The following is a 19,468-nucleotide window of genomic DNA, read 5'->3' on the forward strand; positions in this document are numbered from 1 at the left end:
ATACGTATATATACTGATTTTTAGGAACTAAACAACTCTATTCAACTTTTGGAATAGTCTTTTTTTAAGCTCAGTGTAATTAGTGACAAGTTCTAAGTCAATTGAACCTGATGGATTGGCTTTTGCTTCCTCCATAATTTCAGAGACTTTTCTTTCTATTAAAACTCTTCGAAGGTTTAATATAGCATCCGTTACAAGTTTGGGAAGAATTTTTTGAATTTCTGTCACATAAATATTTTTACGCTCCCAATCACTTAAACTATATTTTTCTTCATCCATTAAAATGCTAGTAACTTCATTAGCCAAATCGGCGTTCTTATGATTGGTTAATTGATCAATATTAATGCTTTCATCTTGATTTAATTGATGAATAAGCTCATAATAGACCGATTGAAAAACAGGATGGGTAAACTCTATTTCATCTTCTTGTAGATTTAAATATAATTCTTTTGAGATTTTGCTTTTATAGGGTTCCTTTTCTACTTTAATGTTTCCTTTCTCATCTTCTACCTCAACCAAATCAACAAAATCGACCTCTTCATTACCATATAATAATAGGATTCTAATAATCTCTTTCTCTAACAAGAACAAGGTATCTACTTTAGGCTGTACAGGCTCGTCTTTTACAACCTGAAAACTAGGAGGCGGCATATTGCCTTGTCCAGATTTTAAAGCTTCCTTAGAGTCCTTCTTTAGCATTTGAGCTAACTCGCTAAATAAGACTCTTTCTGAAATTTCCATGATTCGCGCACATTCTTGCACATACACTTCTCGTTGAATATTGTCTGGAATCTTAGAAATACTAGTAACTATATCTCTAATTAATCCTGCTTTTTTTACAGGATCATTCTGAGCATCTTTTAATAAGATAGATACTTTAAAATTGATAAAATCTTGAGCATTTTCTTGTAAGTAAGCCTTTAGATCAGCATCTGAGTGACTTTTAGCAAAGCTATCAGGGTCTTCTCCTTCTGGAAAACTCACCACTTTTACGTTCATGCCTTGCTCAAGAATCAAATCGATTCCTCTAATAGAAGCTCTTAACCCTGCAGCATCTCCGTCAAATAATACGGTGATATTTTGCGTTAGTCGTCTAATAAGCCGTATCTGATCAGAAGTTAATGCAGTACCAGAAGAGGCCACCACATTTTCTATTCCGGATTGGTGAAATGAAATGACATCGGTATAGCCTTCTACTAAAAAACAATTATCTTCTTTGGCGATGGCTTTTTTTGCCTGGTATATACCGTATAAAATCTTACTCTTGTGATAGATATCACTTTCTGGCGAATTTAAATACTTAGCAGCTTTTTTATCATTGGTTAAAATACGACCACCAAAGCCCAAAATACGACCAGACATGGAATGTATCGGAAACAAAACGCGACCTTTAAAACGATCAAATTGTTTGTTGTCTTTAACGATGCTTAACCCTGTTGCAGCCAAATATTTAAGATCGTAGCCTTTTTTTAGCGCTGCTTTGGTAAAATTATCCCACTCGTCTTTACAATACCCTAGGTCAAATTTTTCAATAATATCATCTCTAAAACCACGCTCTTTAAAATAAGAAAGACCAATAGCCTTTCCTTGTTGGCTATTTTTAAGAAGATCATGAAAATATTCTTTGGCAAATTCTGAAACCAAAAACATGCTTTCACGCTCATTGAGTTGTTGCTTTTGCTCATCTGATTGCTCAGTTTCTTCTATCTCTATATTGTACTTTTTAGCCAAATACTTAATGGCTTCTGGATAGGTATAATGCTCGTGTTCCATTAAAAAAGACACTGCCGTACCTCCTTTTCCGGTACTAAAATCCTTCCAGATTTGCTTAACAGGTGACACCATAAAAGAAGGTGACTTTTCATCGGTAAAAGGACTGAGCCCTTTAAAGTTACTTCCTGCTTTTTTTAATTGCACAAACTCACCGATCACCTCTTCTACGCGAGCGATTTCAAAAACTTGATCTATGGTGTGTTTGGATATCATTTATAACAAGTTAAAAAGGAGAGCAAATATATAAAAAGATATTAGGCATTTGTATTAGTGAACTTTTAAAGTTCTTCTAATAGAAGAAAAAAGTCAGATAGGGAAATTTCAAAGTATGTACAAATTATTGAAAGAGTTGAAATTGTAACATTTGTTTTTCCTTATTCTATTCTTGCTAAATGTACACCTGTATCAATATAAAAAGCATCTAAAGTGATACCTGCATCTTCTCTAATTTTCTTTATAATTAGTGCTGTTTTTTTTAATAATACTATGTTTTTTATCTGTGCCAATACATAACACAAATTGGGAATAAGTATTATTTAAAAAACGACGTATTTGTCATTTTGAAATTTATATTATACATTAGTAAAGTTAATTAACAAAACTATAGTCGTAAATTTATGAACGACTATAAAAAAATCATATGTATTATTCATTGCAAATAAAAACATTTGCGCAAAAAATATATTATGAAAATAAAAGTAAATTTAATAAAAGAGCGTATATAATTATGTTTCTTTTTATCAGTATTCTTTCATTTAATTCTTGTAGTGAAGATGATGCTGATTATTTAGTTAAAGATGATATTAACCTATCACAATCTATACTATTAAACAAAAACGAATTAAACGATATCTCTACACAATTAGATCTTCTTAATCAAGAATATAAAGCGAACTTGATAAATCGTTTAATTTTTGAACAAAAAGCAGAAAAACTTATACAACCGATAATTAATAGCGGTAAACTATTAAAAGAACAATTTTTTACTAATATAGATTTTAGTGATTTCTCATTAGAAGAGAAAGAAAAAATTCTAAACTACACCGAAACAAATTTCACTCAATTAGTTTTTTTCTTAAGCATCACTAAGCTTCATTCAAATACTACTTACAGAAACAATAACCGATTTAATGCAAAAATAATGCCCAAATGGCTTCAGTGCCTACTTCAAGTTGTAGGTATTACAGGTGCCGCACAAGGTGTTTACAACATGACCAAAGGTCTTGCGCTTCACGCAACAGAATCTGCAGCTGTAATAACCACAAAAGAACTAGCAGTACTAATGGGTAAGCTAGGATTTCGAGCATTATCCTATATTGGTTTAGTATACACTCTTGCTGAGTATGGTATTTGAATGTATAATGATTAACGTTATAATATTATGAAAGAAAAAAGAATACAAAATATCATCAATTATGTTTTTCATCCTATTTATTTTATTGCCTTATTTTTGTTTTTATATTCAAATAAAAATGGATTAGATCTTTTTTATAACGTTTCGTATATTTTATACATAATTGCATTTTCAAGTATCTTATACTGCTTAAATCTATATTTTTATTCAGCTAACAATAATAATCGCCTTAAAATTAAATTACTGATTTATTTTATCATTAGTATTTTACCCGTTGTTGTAATTTCATTTTACAATTAATAACTAAATCAATATTAAGAAAACCCATAAAATAAAAAATATCTTTTCTAAACAATAATAACAAATGACAAAACCTTTAAAAATCATATTATATGCCGTCTTATTTTTTCCATTAATTTTTACTGGTGTAGGAATGTTGGCATTTGTACAAATCTTTTTAAGGTCAAAAGAATTTACACAAAACGATTTTTATTTTGGACTGGCTTTTGGTTTATTTTTGTGGATAACAGAAACTAACGTTGTAATTTCTTTAATAAAAGGGAATTATAAAGCATAAAAAAAGCGGTTAAATATTATTTAACCGCTTTTTTTCTTTTCTTTTATCTTATGAAGCAACACTCATCTTTTTGAGCGCTGTCTTCGTCAATTTATTCTCTGCGTATTCTTTTGTTACGGTAAACTCTTTATCATCAGAACTTGGTAACTCAAACATGGCATCGGTAAAGATTGCTTCACATAAAGAGCGTAATCCTCTTGCCCCTAGCTTATACTCTACTGCCTTCCCAACAATATAATCAAGCGCTTCATCAGCAATGGTAAATGAAATATCATCCATGCCAAACAACTTTGTATACTGCTTGATAATAGAATTCTTAGGTACTGTTAAGATTGCTCTTAGCGTTTCGGCATCCAAGGGATTCATATAACTCAACACAGGCAAACGACCTATAATTTCTGGAATCAATCCAAAAGCTTTTAGATCAGAAGGTATGATGTATTGCAATAAATTTTCTTCATCAATTTTATCTTCTGCAACCGAAGCTGAATAACCAACTGCTTGCATGTTTAGTCTTTTGCTAATAATTCTGTCGATTCCAGAAAATGCACCTCCAGCGATAAACAAGATATTTTTTGTATTTACCTCGATAAATTTTTGATCAGGATGCTTACGTCCTCCTTTTGGAGCAACATTGACTACAGAGCCTTCTAACAATTTAAGCAAAGCTTGTTGCACGCCCTCTCCAGACACATCACGTGTAATTGATGGGTTGTCTCCTTTTCTGGCAATCTTATCAATTTCGTCGATAAAAACGATTCCTCTTTCGGCTTTTTCTACATCGTAATCTGCAGCTTGCAGCAAACGACTTAAAATACTTTCTACATCTTCTCCTACATAACCAGCTTGCGTTAAAACCGTAGCATCTACGATAGAAAAAGGAACATTTAACATTTTTGCAATGGTACGAGCAATAAGTGTTTTACCAGTACCTGTTTCACCGACCAAAATAATATTACTCTTTTCGATTTCTACATCGTCTTCCTCATCCATTTTTTGCAATAAACGCTTGTAATGATTGTATACCGCAACGGACATTGATATCTTAGTTTCTGACTGACCAATGATATACTGATCTAAAAAAGCTTTAATTTCTTTTGGCTTTTTAAGCATTACATCCTTAGACAGACCTCCAACTTTTGTTTCTGCTACTTCTTCATCCAAAATTCCATTGGCTTGCTCAATACACTTATCACAAATATGTGCATCAATACCCGCAATCAATAGATTTGTTTCTGATTTTTTGCGTCCGCAAAATGAGCATTCTAAATTTTCTTCTTTCGACATGTTATCTTTCTTAATTTAATCAACATAAAGTTAACCTTGAGTTCTTTTATAAATCTCAAGGCAACTCTTGTGATAAAAATGTTTTTATTTTCTAGCCAATACTTCGTCTATCATTCCATAGGCCTTTGCTTCATCGGCTTTCATCCAATAATCTCTATCAGAATCTGTATGAACTTTTTCTATACTTTGACCAGAGTGACTAGCGATAATCTCATACAACTCATCTTTTAATTTCAAGATTTCACGAGTAGTAATTTCGATATCTGATGCTTGTCCTTGTGCTCCACCTAATGGTTGGTGGATCATCACTCTTGAGTGAGGCAAAGCAGATCTTTTTCCTTTTTGTCCTGCACACATTAAAACAGCTCCCATAGAAGCAGCCATTCCTGTACAGATCGTAGCCACATCTGGCTTGATAAACTGCATGGTATCATAGATTCCAAGACCTGCATAAACACCTCCTCCTGGAGAGTTGATGTAAATAGAAATATCTTTATTAGCATCGACACTTTCTAAAAATAATAATTGTGCCTGAATAACATTGGCTACCTGATCATTAATTCCTGTTCCTAAAAAGATAATACGATCCATCATCAAACGAGAAAAAACATCCATCTGAGTGATGTTCATTTGTCGCTCTTCCATAATGTAAGGCGTTAAACTACTAGTGATTTTATTTAAGTAGGTACTATTAATACCCTGATGTTTTGTCGCGTATTTTTCGAACTCTTTTCCGTAATCCATTTTCGTGATTATTTTATGATTGTTTGAATTGTAAATATAAGAACTATTTTCTAAGTATTTTGTTAGCGTCTAGGGCTAAAAAAACTCCTTTAATAGCTAAAGGAGTTTCTTTTTATAGGGCTTCTAATGCAACTTTTTTTACACTAGAATCTCAATTATTTATAAACTTCTTTGATGAAATCCTCGTAAGAAAGTTCTTTGGTTTTAAACGTGATGTTTTCTTTGTAAAAAGTCAACAATTTGTGAGAAACCAACTGCTCTTGCAAACGTTTTGCCTCTTCTTGATTTCCTAAAATTCTCGCAGCGATATCATCCAATTCTTTTTCTTCTGGATTCATGTTTCCAAACTGAGCCATTTGAGTTCTGATAAACCCTTTAGCGTAGTCCACTAACTCTGCATAGTCTAATTTGATATCATTGTCTTTCATTACTTGACCTTCAATCAATTGGTAACGCAATCCTTTTTCAGATTTTGCATATTCTTCGGCTGCTTGCTCTTCTGTTAATTCTTTTTCTCCTGCATTTTGCAACCATTTTTGCAAAAATGCCGATGGTAATTCAAATTTAGTATTCTCTACCAAATATTCAGTTACAGCATTTAGCAATTGTTGATCAGCTTGAGTTTGAAATTGCTTTTCTGCATCTTCCTTAATCTTTTCTTTTAATAAAGTTACAGAAGTAACACTACCGTCTGTAAACAATTTATCAAATAACTCCTGATCTAATTCTGCCAATTCTGTTTCTGTAATTTCTTCTATAGAAAACTTTACAACTATATCCAAGCCGTGAATATCATCATGTGATAAACCTAGAGCGCCCATCAACTTATGATCATCAGCAAACAAACCTTTAGTTTTTAACTCTAAAACGTCTCCTACTTTAGAGCCTACAAACTTTTTCAAATTTGTTTTCCCTTTGATATCTGCTAAGTTAATAGTAGCTTTTTTGTTAATTTCTTTTTCTTCATTGGTAAAGGTTCCTGTAATATTTGCATTTTCAGTAGCCTCTGTAATCGCTTTCATTTTACCAAAACGCGATTGTAAGTTTTCAATCTCTTTAGTAATCAAAGCATCATCTGCAACGATATTGTATTGAGTGATTTTTTTCTTTGCTGATAAATCAATTTTGATTTCTGGCGCTAAACCCAACTCAAATTCAAAAGAAAAATTATCTGTATCCCAAGAAAAGTTATCTTGAACTCTAGGTAATGGATTTCCTAAAATATCTAATTTCTCTTCGGTTAAGAATTTATTTAAAGATTCTTGTAATAGTTTATTTACCTCGTCAATCATGACAGATTTCCCGTACTGCTTTTTAACCATTCCCATAGGAACATGTCCTTTTCTAAAACCAGGGATGTCGGCTTTCTTACGATAATCTAGCAAAACTTCTTCTACTTTAGCTTTGTAGTCTTCTGCTACGATATCAACTTTTACAACTGCATTTAATGCATCTACATTTTCTTTGGTAATATTCATGGTCTCAATAATTCTAAAAAATTGGCTGCAAAATTAGTACTTTTTACGAATTCTACAAAGGTTTAACCCGTTCAATTTCAGTTAATTTCTATTTTTAAAAGCAAGTCTAGACTCTAGACTGCTTATTGTTCTTTTTTTTCTTCGAGTAAGGAAAATAAAATGGATCTAAAGATGCTGAGTAAAATACTGAAAAGCAAGGCTGTAAAGAAGCCACTAACTGCAAACCCGGTAACCAAGTTTCCTGCCAACAAAATAATTACTGCATTGATTACAAATAAAAACAAGCCCAAGCTAACAATGGTCGCGGGCAAGGTAAAAAAGATTAACAATGGCCTAACAAACATATTTAACAAAGAAATGACAACAGCTACCCAGATTGCAGTTACAGAACTATCAATTTGGATCCCTGGCAATAACATCGATAACAAAACTACCGCAATGGCAGTAAGAAGTATTTTTAAGATAAAATTCATTTTCATTATTTTAAGAATACTCATACTACAACGAAAACAATACCAGTTTTACTTTCTTGCTAAATAGTCAGTTAAGCTGCTTTTTTGTCATACTCACTAAAACAACCACGAAACAGTAAATACATTTTTATTGATGAACTTTCATAGACGAAAGTCCAGATAATATGAATAGCTTTGCAGCAAATTTGAAAAAAGCATCAATGAAACGCATAAACGAATATAAAAAGCTTTTCGAAGTAGAAGGAGCTATCAGCCTTAAAGAGTTAAAAACCACCTATAGAGGCTTGGTAAAACAATGGCACCCAGATAAGTTTCAAGACGAAGCAAAAAAGGAAGAAGCTGGCATAGTAAGTACAAAAATTATTGATGGTTATCATTTTTTAGTAAGCATCGCTCCAGAAACAAAGGAGGCTTCTCTAGAGGAGTACGCAAATACGATTACAAAAGCTCAAGTTGCTGATTTTAAACACAAAAGCATGCTGCTAGAAGTTAGCTTTACTGACGGAACCACTTATGAGTATTTTGGCGTAAACCACAAACTCTTTAACAAATTTGTCAATAGCAAGTCTATGAACAATTTTGGAAGAAGAAACATTTTCAATTCTTTTTTATATAGAAAATCAAAGAAAGCAAGTATCGAAGTATAACACAGTAGACTTTAGTTAAAAACATCTTTGAGTTTTTTAAGCTCTAAGATGTTTTTAACCAACCTGTAATACTCATTCTTGGCGCATTTGATTTGCAAACTTCATGCGCAAGCTCATTGCTTTTAAAAAAGACACATTTTTGATTTGTCGGTGAAATTATTTCGATTCCAGTATCGCAATAGAGCTTTAACTGACCTCCATCCTTCTCATCCCAGTCTTCGTTTAAATACATAATCATAGAAAAAACTCTTCGATCATCTGATTTAAATTGATCAATATGCTTTTTATAAAAAGCGCCTTGCTCATAAAGCGCATAATGAAATTCATAACTGTGGATACTGGTAAAACAAGTACTGTTTAAATACAGCACAAAAGCATCTATCAGCTTAAAAAAAGTTTGTTCATACAAGTTTGCACTCTTTTTCTCTAGCCAGAAAATTTTATCTCTTCGAATTTCTTTGTTCTTATTATACAAATGATCATTACCAACACCCGCTAAGTGAAGCGCTTCACTTTCATAAAGAATCTTTAAATTATTTTTCAATTGAGCCGCCAATTCTCCATTGAGAAACTCATTTGAAACACCTACTTGCTTTTCCAAAAAGCCAGAGATCAATTGTTCAAAATGTTCCTGCACAATTAGAAGGCAACAACACTATTTAGATAAGAATATTCCATACGCCAAAGAGTTCTAAAAACCTGTTTTGTTAAATTAAAAAAAATACCTTTTTTAACCAAGGTAAATGTAAGTTAAAATTCGATTCGACAACACTTATTATTTTTGCAAAAAAATAAAATTTGAACCCATATACATCCTTTAATACAACAAAGAAGAATCCCTTATTTTGATTGGTGAAATTTTATGTATTTTTAAAGAAAAAAAACAATGGTTGAAGAGCAAGATCATTTAGATGAATATTTAGACAATCACTATATACACAGAAGCAATTGGCTAAGAGCAGCCGTTCTTGGAGCTAATGACGGTATTTTATCAACCGCCAGTATTGCAATTGGAGTTGCTGCCGCTAGCAGCACCCGAGAGCCTATTTTACTAGCTACCTTAGCTGGATTGGTAGCTGGAGCCTTATCAATGGCAGCAGGTGAATACGTTTCTGTAAGTTCTCAAACCGATGTAGAAAAAGCAGATATAGAAAGAGAGCGGATTGAACTTGCAGAAATGCCAGACTTAGAGCTTCAGCGCTTGGCAGAAATCTACGAAAACAGAGGTCTTAAAAAAGAAACTGCACTGCTTGTGGCGCAAGAATTAACAGAACACGATGCTTTAGGTGCTCATGTTAGAGATGAGTTAGGCATCAATGAAATTAGTCAGGCCAACCCAATTCAGGCTGCATTAGCCTCAGGAGCTGCTTTTACAGCAGGTGGAATTCTTCCATTTTTAGTAACCTTATTTTTACCTTTACAAGGAATGGAATATTACCTATATGGTTTTGCGACAGTTTTTTTAATGCTCCTCGGAGGCATGGCTGCAAAAGCGGGTGGATCAGGAATTTGGAAAGCTATTTTTAGAATTACTTTCTGGGGCACCATAGCTATGGGATTGACTGCATTAGCAGGTTATATTTTTGGTGTCAACATCACCTAAAAAAACCTTTTCTTCTTAGCTTTTTAAAAAATTTTGAACTGCGGCTACAAAATCTTTAGGGTTTTCTGCATGTAACCAGTGTCCTGCATTGGCTATTACCACAATCTTTGCATTTGGAAAATGCGCGTAGATAATTGGTTCTTCATTTGCAGAGATATACCCTGAGTTCTCCCCTTTTAAGAATAGAGTATCCCCTTCAAAAATAGTAAATGACGGAAGGGCAACTCCAACCTCATCATTGTTTTCTGTTAAAGAACTCAAGTTAAAACGAAACGCCAATTGCCCTTTTTCTTTCCAGTAAACATTCTTTAGTAAGAATTGTCGAACGCCTACTTCTGGTATAAGAGTCGCTAACTGCTCATCAACTAGTTTGCGAGAATTATGAATTGTAAAATCTATAGAATTTAGTGCTTTTAAAATATCGTGGTGGTGTGGCGGATACATTCTAGGTGAAATATCTGCCACGAGTAATTTTTGTACTAACTGAGGATACTCTACTGCAAACAGCATGGCTGTTTTACCCCCCATAGAGTGCCCTAAAAGCACAAAACTCTCTAATTTATGGTATTGGACATAGGCATACAAATCTGCAACCATCAACTCATAATCAAAATCATCTGAATGAAAACTTCTACCGTGATTTCGCTGATCAATCAAATGTACTTGATGAGTATCTGTAAAATGACCCGCAATTGATTTCCAATTATCTCCAGAGCCAAAATATCCGTGTAAGATTAAAAACGGAGTTCCTTTTCCTTCAATTTTTGAGTGCAATATTCCCATTATTTTGTCTTCTAAACAGTTTTATTTTAAACGATGCAAATACATGTTTACCACATTTTCTAAACCCAGGTATAAGGATTCTGATATGAGAGCATGACCAATCGATACTTCTGCCAAATAAGGAATGCTTTCTTTAAAAAAGGCAATGTTATCTAAACTTAAATCATGACCCGCGTTAATCCCTAAGCCTAACTCATGTGCTAAAATTGCCGCTTTTGTATATGGAACAACAGCTTTTTTATTTCCTTTTCCAAACTCAGTCGCAAAAGCCTCTGTATACAACTCTATCCGATCAGCTCCTGTTTTAGCAGCAGCTTCTATCAAAGAAAGATCCGTATCAATAAAAACTGAGGTACGAATGCCGTTCAATTTAAATTCTTGAATCATTTCTGATAAATATGTTTGGTGTGTGATGGTATCCCAACCAGCATTAGAGGTTAAGGTTTCTACGCTATCAGGAACCAAAGTCACTTGGGTAGGTTTAATAGCCAACACAAGATCCATAAATTCTGGAATTGGGTTTCCTTCTATATTGTACTCCGTCCTAACAATCTCTTTTAAATCATAAGCGTCTTGATAACGAATATGCCTTTGATCTGGTCTTGGATGAATGGTGATTCCTTGAGCTCCAAAATCTTCGATATCGGTAGCTACTTTTAATAAATTTGGCACATTACCCCCTCTTGAGTTCCTTAAGGTTGCAATTTTATTTACATTTACACTTAACTTTGTCATCTTATAAAACTAAAAGACAAAAGTACTCAATTCAATAAAATTATTCATGCTTTTAGTTTATATTCGTACGATATGAACATTTCAGAATACATCTTAAAAGATTTCAAACCGCTAACCTTACAATGCACTGTAGAACAAGCACAACATCTGTGTGAAGATCTACCAATTACCCACATTCCTATTGTAGAGCAAGACCGTCTAATTGGTTGTTTTGCGCAAAGCGATATTCAATCTATAGAAAACAGAAAGCAAACACTCTCTGAAGTAAGAGATCTATTTTACTATTTTGCAATCGACAGCAGTGCATCAATCTTAGAATTGCTCAAGATTTTTGCAGACAATGATGCCAATATTATCCCTGTACTTGAAGAGCAAACATATCAGGGCTATTATGAACTAAGCGACATCTTAGACGTATTTGCATCAAGCCCTTTTTTGGCAACTGATGGTTTTGACTTAGTAGTACAAAAAAACAACAAAGAACTCATGATGAGTGAGATATCTCAAATAGTAGAAGCCAATAACGCGCTACTTTTGGGTTGTTTTATCTCTAAAAAAGATGTAGACAACACGCAGGTGACAATGAAAATTTCATCCCAAGAAATAAATGAAATTATTCAAACTTTTAGACGTTATAACTATACGGTAGTTACCAAACACAAAGACGACAGCTATTTAGAAGAGCTAAAAAACAGAGCAGATTATCTACAAAAATACCTAAACACCTAAGCCATGAAAAAAGTAGCTATTTATGGACAATCGTATAATACCAATGCGAAAAAAGAAGTATTGATTCTGCTTGAAGCTCTAAGAAAAAAGGGTATTGTGGTTTTTTTTGAGAAAAACTTTTACCAATTGTTTCACGACAAGAAAGCACTTCCTAAAAAGTACCCTACCTTTTCTCATTTTAATGATCTAAACGATTCATTTGATTTGATGTTTACTATTGGAGGTGATGGAACAATTTTAAGAGCCGTTACTTATATAAGAGATTTAAACATTCCTATTTTAGGAATCAATACGGGTCGCTTGGGTTTTCTAGCAACCATTCCAAATGATGAAATTGAAACCGCAGTTGAACTACTCCTTGAACAAAAATACAGTATTCAAGAGCGAACATTATTAAGCGTTGAGACTTCTCCAAAAACGGATGCTTTTTCAGACCTGTATTTTGCCTTAAATGAAGTAACTGTGGCACGTAAAAATACCACATCTATGATCGGAGTAAAAACCTATTTAAACGACGAGTACTTAACAAATTATTGGGCAGATGGTTTGATTATCGCTACGCCAACAGGCTCTACCGGATATTCTTTAAGTTGTAATGGACCTGTAGTACTACCGGACTCAAACAATGTTGTGATCACCCCTATAGCTCCACACAATCTAAATGCAAGACCCTTGATTATTTCTGATACCACTAAAATAAAATTGGAAATTAGCGGAAGAGAAAATGATTTTTTAATGAGTTTGGACTCTCGGATTGCATCGGTCACTCAAGACACTATCATACACATAGAAAAAGCAGCTTTTACTATCAAAAGTGTGTTGTTAGAAAATCAATCCTTTTTAAAAACCCTTCGGACAAAATTACTGTGGGGAGAAGACACCAGAAACAAATCTGAACTCTGATTTGAACCCACAACAAAGCAGTAAAATTATTTTGAAACAAAAAAGACAAATTAATAACTTTATAAAGCGAATTGAATTCCCTATATTTGCACGCTATTTTTTAAGATGAGAAAGCAATTTTTAATACTAGTATGTGTTTGTATTACAAGTATTTCTTGGTCTCAAGTGCATGAAATAGGAATGTCTTTTGGAGGCGTTAACTATATAGGTGATGTAGGAAAAACAACCTACTTATCACCAAATGCTTTTGGAGGAGGTATTTTTTACAAGTACAATCTCAATCCCCGAGTTGCTTTAAGAGGAGGAATCAGCTATTATTCAATAGAAGCTGATGATGCAGATGCAACAAATGGAATTAGAAAAAATAGAGGATATAGTTTTAATAATGCCATCAATGAATTGGCAATTGGAGTTGAGTTTAATTTTTTTGAGTATAATATCGCTTCGACAACGAAGACATATACACCATACATCTTGTTAGAATTAGCAGGAATTATGTATAAAAGTCCTAAAACGGACTTAGGCAATGGACAATTTGCCTATCAAAATAAAAAAGCAATTTCAATTCCTTTTGGTATCGGATTTAAATCAAAACTAACCCAACGAATTGCACTAGCAATTGAATCAAAGGTTAGTTACACATTTAAAGACGATTTAGATTATACAAGTAAGGATTTTCCGTCACTTAATTTTGGCGGCAATTCAAATGATTGGTACGTATTTACAGGGATATCACTTGTATACACCTTTGGAAGACCAGCGTGTTTTGCAGAATTTAGATAAAAAAATGAATAAGATACTTAATATCAATTTACAGAAAGTGCCTCAGCATGTGGCCATCATTATGGATGGTAATGGGCGATGGGCAAAAGGTAAAGGGATGGAAAGGGTTTTTGGACATAGAAATGCACTAACATCTATTAGAGAATCCGTAGAGGCAGCTTCTGATATTGGTGTAAAAGCGGTTACTCTGTATACTTTTTCTACAGAAAACTGGAATAGACCCAAATACGAAGTAAATGCTTTAATGAGTTTACTGGTAAGCGCATTAAAAAATGAGTTACCAAATTTCCACAAAGACAATGTAAAAATTGGAGCCATCGGAGACATCAGTAACTTACCGAAGAAAGCACAAAAAATCTTAGCAACTGTTATTGAAGAAACAAAAAACAATTCAAAAATCACTTTGACTTTTGCTTTGAATTATGGTTCTCGAGAAGAAATTGTTAATACTATCAAAAACATATCTAAAAAAGTTGTTAATAACGAACTTCAAATAGAAGAAATTGACGAAAAAGTTATTAATAACCATTTATATACATTTAATTTGCCCGAAGTAGATTTAATGATACGTACAAGTGGAGAACAACGAATCAGTAATTTCTTACTTTGGCAAATGGCTTATGCAGAATTGTACTTTACAGATGTGTTATGGCCAGACTTTAGGAAAAATGACTTTTTTGACGCAATAATAGAATATCAACATAGAGAACGACGCTTTGGTAAAACTAGCGAACAAATTGAAACACCCAATGAGTAAACATACTATCTCAATACTAATTTTTATCATCTGTTTTTCAACAACACAAGCACGAGCACAAGATGCGACTGCCGTTAAAAAAACAACAAATCTTGCTCTAAAAGACACTATTCTTACGCCACTAGCTTATGAAAGAGGTAAAGAATACACTTTAGGAGGTATTTCTGTTACTGGTTTAAAAATATTTAGCGAAGAAACAGTAATGCTATATACAGGTCTTAGAAAAGGTCAGTTGCTGAGACTTCCAGGAGACAAGTTAACAAGTGCGATAAAAAAACTTTACGAAAGCAAGCAGTTTAGTGATGTAGATGTCTATCTGGCTAAGATTGACAACAACGTTATATACTTACAGTTTGATGTGGTGGAACTTCCAAAATTAAATGAGGTAACAATTTCTGGAGTTAAAAAGAGTAAAGCTAAAGAATTAAAAAAAGAAACTGAGCTAAAAAAAGGGGTGATGATTACCGACAACTTATTGGTGACCTCTAATAATTACTTCAAGAAAAAATATACCGATAAAGGTTTTTTAAAAGCGAAAGTAAATATAGATAGCAAAAAAGACACTAGTGACTTAAATGCTGTTAACCTATCTGTTTATATTGATAAAGGAAATAGAATAAAAATAAAGGACATTATTTTTAAAGGCAACAAAGCGCTTTCTTCAAAAAAACTTAGAAAAGCAATGAGCAATACCAAAGAGCGTTTCTTTGGTCGTTTTTGGAAAGCATCTAAATACATAGAAGATAGTTACCGAGCAGATTTAGAGGCAATTATTGAAAAGTATAGTCGTATGGGATACCGAGATGCTCGAATTATCTCAGATAAAATGATATGGAATGAAGACAATACAATTAATTTAGAAATTGTTATTGAAGAAGGAAGACAATATTACTTTAGTGATATTATTTATGTAGGAAACAAAACCTATCCAAGTGAAGCTTTAAACAGAATCTTAAAAATTGGAAAAGGAGACATTTACAATGGAGCTGTATTAAAAGAGCGCGTAAGTGGTGATGGAACACCTACTTCTGATGATATTCAATCATTGTACCACAATACAGGGTATTTATTCTCTAGAGTAAATGCTGTTGAAACCAAAGTAGAGAATGACTCTATAACCGTTGAAATTCGTATCCATGAAGATGAGCAGGCAACTATAAAAAATGTTACTGTTTACGGAAATGATAAAACAAACGATCATGTAATTTATCGTGAACTACGTATCAAGCCAGGTGATTTGTTTAGTCGTTCTGCAATTCTTAGATCGATTAGAGAAATTGGACAATTAGGATTTTTTGACGCACAAATAGCTCCAGACATTAAACCAGATTGGCAAAACAAAACTGCAGATATCGACTTCCCGTTACTAGAAAAAGGAGGTAGTCAAATTGAGCTACAAGGTGGTTATGGTGGTGGTGCCTTTATTGGAACACTTGGACTGTCATTTAACAACTTCTCTATTAAAAATATTTTCAAAAAAGATGCTTACAAACCGCTACCAACTGGTGACGGACAGGCCTTGTCTCTTCGTTTACAAGCAAGTAGAACCTATAGCACGTATAGTTTTTCATTTACAGAACCTTGGTTAGGAGGAAAAAAGCCACAGTCATTGTCTTTTTCAATTTACAACTCTAATCAATATCAGTATGATTACACAACAGGTGTTATTGATAGAGATCAAAATTTAAAAATTATTGGAGCCTCTGTTGGTTTAGGAAAGCGTTTACAATGGCCTGATGATTATTTTATGCTATCTCAGCAATTGAGTTATCAAAGTTTTAATTTAAATAATTATGGATTTAGAGTAGGTTCAGAATTTTTGGATAATGGAAGCTTAAACAATCTTTCATATGGAATCACCTTAAGTAGAAACTCTTCTGGTCCAACTCCAATTTTCCCAACATCTGGATCAGATTTTAGCGTAGGTCTTAAATTAACGTTTCCATATTCATTGTTTAACAATAAAGACTATTCTAGTTTAGAACTAGCTGAAAAATACAAATGGATGGAGTACTACAAGATTTCTGCAAAAGGAAAATGGTATACCCCATTTACAGAAAAACTGGTATTAATGACTAGTGCAGAAGGTGGTTACTTAGGTAGTTATAACAGTGAAGTTGGAGCAACACCTTTTGAGCGTTATTTTGTTGGAGGTGATGGATTAGCTGCCTATCAATTAGATGGTAGAGAAACGATAGGATTAAGAGGATACGAAAACAATAGACTTTCATCAACAGAAGGTGGTACTATTTATAATAAGTTTCAATTAGAGCTGCGTTATTCTATCACAGATAAGCCAACAGCATCTATTTATACCTTAGGGTTTATTGAAGCAGGTAATTCTTATGACAATTTTAGCGAGTATAATCCGTTTCAATTAAAAAGATCAGCAGGTTTAGGTATTCGTATTTTTATGCCAGCATTTGGTTTGTTAGGAATTGATTTTGCACATGGATTTGATTCATTGCCATTATACAACAACAGTCCAACGGCACCAAAATCAGGATGGCAAACACACTTTATAATTGGAAGACAATTCTAATTATAACAGAATTTTAACTTGTATGATTTTTTTTTGGCACGATTTTTCTAACTAAGAAACAAGAAGCATGAAAAAAATAACATACAGTATCATTTTACTATTAAGTATTCAATACGCAATAGGACAAAAAGCACAAACTTTTGCCTATATCGATACGGATTATATCTTAGAAAATGTACCAGAGTATAAAAAAGCGCAAGATCTGATTAATGTTAAGGCAGAAGAATGGAAAGCAAATCTTAACAAGCAAAGTAGGTTCATTGAAGTATTAAAATCTGATTTGGTTACAGAAAAAGCAATCTTAACCAAAGACATCATTAGCGATAAAGAGCAAGAAATTACGATTAAGCAAGAAGAGCTCTCTAGACTCGAAGCTTTGTATTTTGGACCAGATGGTGAATTGTTTGAGTTGAGAAAACAATTGGTAAACCCCATTCAGGACTTAATCTACAATGCGGTTCAGGATATCTCAAAAAAGAGGAAGTACGATTTTGTATTTGATAAATCTAGTGATCTAGTCATGTTATATTTCAATAAAAAATACGATATTAGCGAACTCGTTTTAGCTACAATCATTAAAAGCAAAAAAATAGCAGAGGTTGCTGAAAAAACAAATGCTAAAAAGCTAGAGATGGAAGCTAATAAGGAAGCTATCAAAAAAGCGAGACAAGAGCTAATAGACAAACAGAATAAAATCATTCAAGCTAAAAAAGAAGCTCGACTGAAAGAAATAGAAGATAAAAAGAAAAAATTACTAGAAAAGAAGAATTCTGTAATAAAAGAAAAGGAAGTAGAGAAAACAAAAAGAAATAATCAAAATTAAAACAAAAGAAATGAAAAATTTTAAAACTTTACTATTAATCGCTGTATTGACGTTGGGAATGGGTGGTGTTGCAAATGCACAAAAAATTGGGCATATAGACACAGACAAATTAATACAAAGTATGCCAGCGACTAAAGCTATGGAAGCTGAATTGCAAAAAACGCAAAAAACCTATAAAGATGAGATAGAAGCTTTAGGGAAAAAATACGAAGCTAAACTTCAAAAGTACGGTTCAGAAGAAAAATCTCAAACTGCACAAACTAACGAGCAAAGAAAAGCAGAAGTACAACAAGATGCTTTAAGAATTCAACAAGCTGAGCAGTTTGCAAATCAAGAAATGCAAAAAAAGTATGCAGAATTAATGAATCCTATCCTTGAAAAAGCTCAAAAAGCGATTAAAGATGTTGCTGCAGAGAAAGGATTGACTTATGTGTTTAATTCTTCTCCAGGAAAAGGACTTTTAGTTTTTGACAAAGGAATCGATATTTACGACGCAGTAAAAGCTAAATTAGGATTTTAAAACCCTTTAGTGTTACTCACATTCTTATAAAAAAATCCTACTTATCAAGTAGGATTTTTTATTTTTGTTTAACAATGAAATCTACAGACCTAAGACCCATAGGGATTTTTGACTCTGGTATTGGAGGCACTTCTATTCTAAGAGAAGTACAACTTCTTTTACCACAGGAGGAAACAATCTATTTATCAGACAGTGCTAACGCACCCTATGGTCAAAAATCTGTAAAAGCAATTAATGAGCTTTCTATAAAAAACACAGCTTTTTTATTAGAACAGAATTGCAAGCTTATCGTAGTAGCTTGCAATACAGCTACCACCAATGCCATTAAACATTTAAGGGCACAATATCCTATTCCTTTTATCGGTATAGAGCCAGCAATTAAACCCGCTGCCTTAAAGAGCAGAAACAAACACATTGGTATTTTAGCTACAAAAGGCACTTTAAACAGCAGCCTATTTGCAACAACAGCCAGCCAATTAGAAGAAGATATTATTATTATAGAGCAGATTGGCGAGGGATTAGTAGAACTAATAGAACATGGACAATTGCACTCAAAGCAGATGACAGCGCTACTAAAAAAACACCTTGCCCCTTTTCAAAAACATCAAGTAGATGAATTGGTTTTAGGTTGTACTCATTACCCTTACTTAATTCCTCAAATACAAGCCATTTTAGGGCCAAATGTGCACATTATTGACTCTGGCGCAGCAGTTGCCAAACAAACAAAAATGGTACTAGAACAGCACAAGCTTCTAAACACTAGTAATACTCAAGCACAACACTGGGCCTACTCAAACAAAGATGCAGAATTACTAGAACAGTTTATAGCCAAAAAAACGACTACCCAAGTATCTTTTAAAAACTTTTGATAGACACTTTTTACAAAGCCCTATCCTTTAAAATATTATTTAAAAACTTTCATGTAAATCCGTACCTTGCTACTTTAAAACTTTTAAC

At 33.2% G+C, this 19,468-nt stretch carries 20 protein-coding genes; 12 read left to right on the forward strand and 8 right to left on the reverse strand.

Annotated elements, in window-relative coordinates; translation table 11 throughout:
• Positions 1–27 precede the first annotated feature (27 nt).
• The gene (gene dnaG, locus WHC90_RS06205) at positions 28–1,986 is read right to left on the reverse strand and encodes a DNA primase (protein WP_188597613.1); all 1,959 of its coding nucleotides are present in this window, start codon (positions 1,984–1,986) and stop codon (positions 28–30) included.
• A gap of 427 nt (positions 1,987–2,413) precedes the next feature.
• Here dnaG and WHC90_RS06210 point away from each other — a divergent pair, with 427 nt between their 5' ends.
• Both WHC90_RS06210 and WHC90_RS06215 read left to right on the forward strand, forming a co-directional pair.
• Positions 2,414–3,127: a hypothetical protein gene (locus WHC90_RS06210; RefSeq protein ID WP_188597614.1), complete on the forward strand. Its 714-nt coding sequence runs from the start codon at positions 2,414–2,416 to the stop codon at positions 3,125–3,127.
• Between the two features lie 364 nt (positions 3,128–3,491).
• Positions 3,492–3,704, forward strand: coding sequence for a hypothetical protein (locus WHC90_RS06215; RefSeq protein WP_188597615.1), 213 nt, complete (start codon positions 3,492–3,494; stop codon positions 3,702–3,704).
• Between the two features lie 48 nt (positions 3,705–3,752).
• On the opposite strand, the gene clpX is transcribed toward WHC90_RS06215, so the two are convergent.
• The 4 genes from clpX to WHC90_RS06235 all read right to left on the reverse strand — a co-directional run bounded on the left by clpX (position 3,753) and on the right by WHC90_RS06235 (position 7,686).
• A complete protein-coding gene (clpX, locus tag WHC90_RS06220; RefSeq protein ID WP_188597616.1) occupies positions 3,753–4,991 on the reverse strand; it encodes an ATP-dependent Clp protease ATP-binding subunit ClpX in 1,239 nt (412 codons plus the stop codon).
• A gap of 84 nt (positions 4,992–5,075) precedes the next feature.
• Positions 5,076–5,735 carry an ATP-dependent Clp endopeptidase proteolytic subunit ClpP gene (clpP, locus tag WHC90_RS06225; protein WP_188597617.1) on the reverse strand — a complete coding sequence of 220 codons (660 nt, stop codon included), beginning with the start codon at positions 5,733–5,735 and terminating at the stop codon, positions 5,076–5,078.
• A gap of 155 nt (positions 5,736–5,890) precedes the next feature.
• Complete coding sequence (gene tig / locus WHC90_RS06230; RefSeq protein WP_188597618.1) at positions 5,891–7,213, reverse strand: trigger factor; 1,323 nt, start codon at positions 7,211–7,213, stop codon at positions 5,891–5,893.
• Positions 7,214–7,335: 122 nt separating this feature from the next.
• A complete protein-coding gene (locus WHC90_RS06235) occupies positions 7,336–7,686 on the reverse strand; it encodes a phage holin family protein (RefSeq protein WP_188597619.1) in 351 nt (116 codons plus the stop codon).
• A 200-nt stretch (positions 7,687–7,886) separates the two neighbouring features.
• On the opposite strand from WHC90_RS06235, the gene WHC90_RS06240 reads away from it, so the two are divergent.
• Positions 7,887–8,333, forward strand: a complete 447-nt coding sequence (locus WHC90_RS06240; protein WP_188597620.1) for a KTSC domain-containing protein — start codon at positions 7,887–7,889, stop codon at positions 8,331–8,333.
• Between the two features lie 43 nt (positions 8,334–8,376).
• Here the strand turns inward: WHC90_RS06240 and WHC90_RS06245 are convergent, their stop codons facing one another.
• Positions 8,377–8,934 (reverse strand): 2OG-Fe(II) oxygenase, encoded by a 558-nt coding sequence (locus WHC90_RS06245; protein WP_229664880.1) that lies wholly within the window; start codon positions 8,932–8,934, stop codon positions 8,377–8,379.
• Positions 8,935–9,219: 285 nt separating this feature from the next.
• Between WHC90_RS06245 and WHC90_RS06250 the strand changes: the two genes are divergently transcribed.
• Entirely contained in the window at positions 9,220–9,936 is a 717-nt protein-coding gene (locus WHC90_RS06250; protein ID WP_188597622.1) for a VIT1/CCC1 transporter family protein, read from the forward strand.
• A gap of 15 nt (positions 9,937–9,951) precedes the next feature.
• Here the strand turns inward: WHC90_RS06250 and WHC90_RS06255 are convergent, their stop codons facing one another.
• Positions 9,952–10,719, reverse strand: a complete 768-nt coding sequence (locus WHC90_RS06255; RefSeq protein WP_188597623.1) for an alpha/beta fold hydrolase — start codon at positions 10,717–10,719, stop codon at positions 9,952–9,954.
• 21 nt (positions 10,720–10,740) lie between these two features.
• The gene (locus tag WHC90_RS06260; RefSeq protein WP_188597624.1) at positions 10,741–11,454 is read right to left on the reverse strand and encodes a pyridoxine 5'-phosphate synthase; all 714 of its coding nucleotides are present in this window, start codon (positions 11,452–11,454) and stop codon (positions 10,741–10,743) included.
• Between the two features lie 72 nt (positions 11,455–11,526).
• On the opposite strand from WHC90_RS06260, the gene WHC90_RS06265 reads away from it, so the two are divergent.
• From WHC90_RS06265 to murI, 8 genes are all read left to right on the forward strand, one after another.
• The gene (locus WHC90_RS06265) at positions 11,527–12,183 is read left to right on the forward strand and encodes a CBS domain-containing protein (RefSeq protein ID WP_188597625.1); all 657 of its coding nucleotides are present in this window, start codon (positions 11,527–11,529) and stop codon (positions 12,181–12,183) included.
• Between the two features lie 3 nt (positions 12,184–12,186).
• Positions 12,187–13,086: an NAD kinase gene (locus WHC90_RS06270; protein ID WP_188597626.1), complete on the forward strand. Its 900-nt coding sequence runs from the start codon at positions 12,187–12,189 to the stop codon at positions 13,084–13,086.
• 105 nt (positions 13,087–13,191) lie between these two features.
• Complete coding sequence (locus WHC90_RS06275; RefSeq protein ID WP_188597627.1) at positions 13,192–13,869, forward strand: DUF6089 family protein; 678 nt, start codon at positions 13,192–13,194, stop codon at positions 13,867–13,869.
• Between the two features lie 4 nt (positions 13,870–13,873).
• Positions 13,874–14,626 carry an isoprenyl transferase gene (locus WHC90_RS06280; protein ID WP_188597628.1) on the forward strand — a complete coding sequence of 251 codons (753 nt, stop codon included), beginning with the start codon at positions 13,874–13,876 and terminating at the stop codon, positions 14,624–14,626.
• A complete protein-coding gene (gene bamA / locus WHC90_RS06285; RefSeq protein ID WP_188597629.1) occupies positions 14,619–17,168 on the forward strand; it encodes an outer membrane protein assembly factor BamA in 2,550 nt (849 codons plus the stop codon). Before WHC90_RS06280 ends, bamA begins: the two co-directional genes overlap by 8 nt.
• Before the next feature lie 67 nt (positions 17,169–17,235).
• Positions 17,236–17,991, forward strand: a complete 756-nt coding sequence (locus tag WHC90_RS06290) for an OmpH family outer membrane protein (RefSeq protein ID WP_188597630.1) — start codon at positions 17,236–17,238, stop codon at positions 17,989–17,991.
• 10 nt (positions 17,992–18,001) lie between these two features.
• Positions 18,002–18,511, forward strand: a complete 510-nt coding sequence (locus WHC90_RS06295; RefSeq protein WP_188597631.1) for an OmpH family outer membrane protein — start codon at positions 18,002–18,004, stop codon at positions 18,509–18,511.
• 74 nt (positions 18,512–18,585) lie between these two features.
• Positions 18,586–19,380 (forward strand): glutamate racemase, encoded by a 795-nt coding sequence (gene murI, locus WHC90_RS06300; RefSeq protein ID WP_188597632.1) that lies wholly within the window; start codon positions 18,586–18,588, stop codon positions 19,378–19,380.
• The last annotated feature ends 88 nt before the right edge of the window (positions 19,381–19,468 follow it).

Source organism: Polaribacter pacificus (assembly GCF_038024035.1).
GTDB lineage: Bacteria > Bacteroidota > Bacteroidia > Flavobacteriales > Flavobacteriaceae > Polaribacter > Polaribacter pacificus.

What these genes read in the sequence shown, in the direction of transcription:
- WHC90_RS06280 (WP_188597628.1), top strand. Translation starts at nt 13,874, where the DNA reads ATGAATAAGATACTTAATATCAATTTACAGAAAGTGCCTCAGCATGTG.
- bamA (WP_188597629.1), top strand. Translation starts at nt 14,619, where the DNA reads ATGAGTAAACATACTATCTCAATACTAATTTTTATCATCTGTTTTTCA.
- WHC90_RS06275 (WP_188597627.1), top strand. Translation starts at nt 13,192, where the DNA reads ATGAGAAAGCAATTTTTAATACTAGTATGTGTTTGTATTACAAGTATT.
- WHC90_RS06260 (WP_188597624.1), bottom strand. Translation starts at nt 11,454, where the DNA reads ATGACAAAGTTAAGTGTAAATGTAAATAAAATTGCAACCTTAAGGAAC.
- WHC90_RS06240 (WP_188597620.1), top strand. Translation starts at nt 7,887, where the DNA reads ATGAAACGCATAAACGAATATAAAAAGCTTTTCGAAGTAGAAGGAGCT.
- WHC90_RS06250 (WP_188597622.1), top strand. Translation starts at nt 9,220, where the DNA reads ATGGTTGAAGAGCAAGATCATTTAGATGAATATTTAGACAATCACTAT.
- WHC90_RS06265 (WP_188597625.1), top strand. Translation starts at nt 11,527, where the DNA reads ATGAACATTTCAGAATACATCTTAAAAGATTTCAAACCGCTAACCTTA.
- WHC90_RS06215 (WP_188597615.1), top strand. Translation starts at nt 3,492, where the DNA reads ATGACAAAACCTTTAAAAATCATATTATATGCCGTCTTATTTTTTCCA.
- WHC90_RS06295 (WP_188597631.1), top strand. Translation starts at nt 18,002, where the DNA reads ATGAAAAATTTTAAAACTTTACTATTAATCGCTGTATTGACGTTGGGA.
- WHC90_RS06255 (WP_188597623.1), bottom strand. Translation starts at nt 10,719, where the DNA reads ATGGGAATATTGCACTCAAAAATTGAAGGAAAAGGAACTCCGTTTTTA.
- clpP (WP_188597617.1), bottom strand. Translation starts at nt 5,735, where the DNA reads ATGGATTACGGAAAAGAGTTCGAAAAATACGCGACAAAACATCAGGGT.
- dnaG (WP_188597613.1), bottom strand. Translation starts at nt 1,986, where the DNA reads ATGATATCCAAACACACCATAGATCAAGTTTTTGAAATCGCTCGCGTA.
- clpX (WP_188597616.1), bottom strand. Translation starts at nt 4,991, where the DNA reads ATGTCGAAAGAAGAAAATTTAGAATGCTCATTTTGCGGACGCAAAAAA.
- WHC90_RS06290 (WP_188597630.1), top strand. Translation starts at nt 17,236, where the DNA reads ATGAAAAAAATAACATACAGTATCATTTTACTATTAAGTATTCAATAC.
- WHC90_RS06210 (WP_188597614.1), top strand. Translation starts at nt 2,414, where the DNA reads ATGTATTATTCATTGCAAATAAAAACATTTGCGCAAAAAATATATTAT.
- WHC90_RS06270 (WP_188597626.1), top strand. Translation starts at nt 12,187, where the DNA reads ATGAAAAAAGTAGCTATTTATGGACAATCGTATAATACCAATGCGAAA.
- murI (WP_188597632.1), top strand. Translation starts at nt 18,586, where the DNA reads ATGAAATCTACAGACCTAAGACCCATAGGGATTTTTGACTCTGGTATT.
- tig (WP_188597618.1), bottom strand. Translation starts at nt 7,213, where the DNA reads ATGAATATTACCAAAGAAAATGTAGATGCATTAAATGCAGTTGTAAAA.
- WHC90_RS06235 (WP_188597619.1), bottom strand. Translation starts at nt 7,686, where the DNA reads ATGAATTTTATCTTAAAAATACTTCTTACTGCCATTGCGGTAGTTTTG.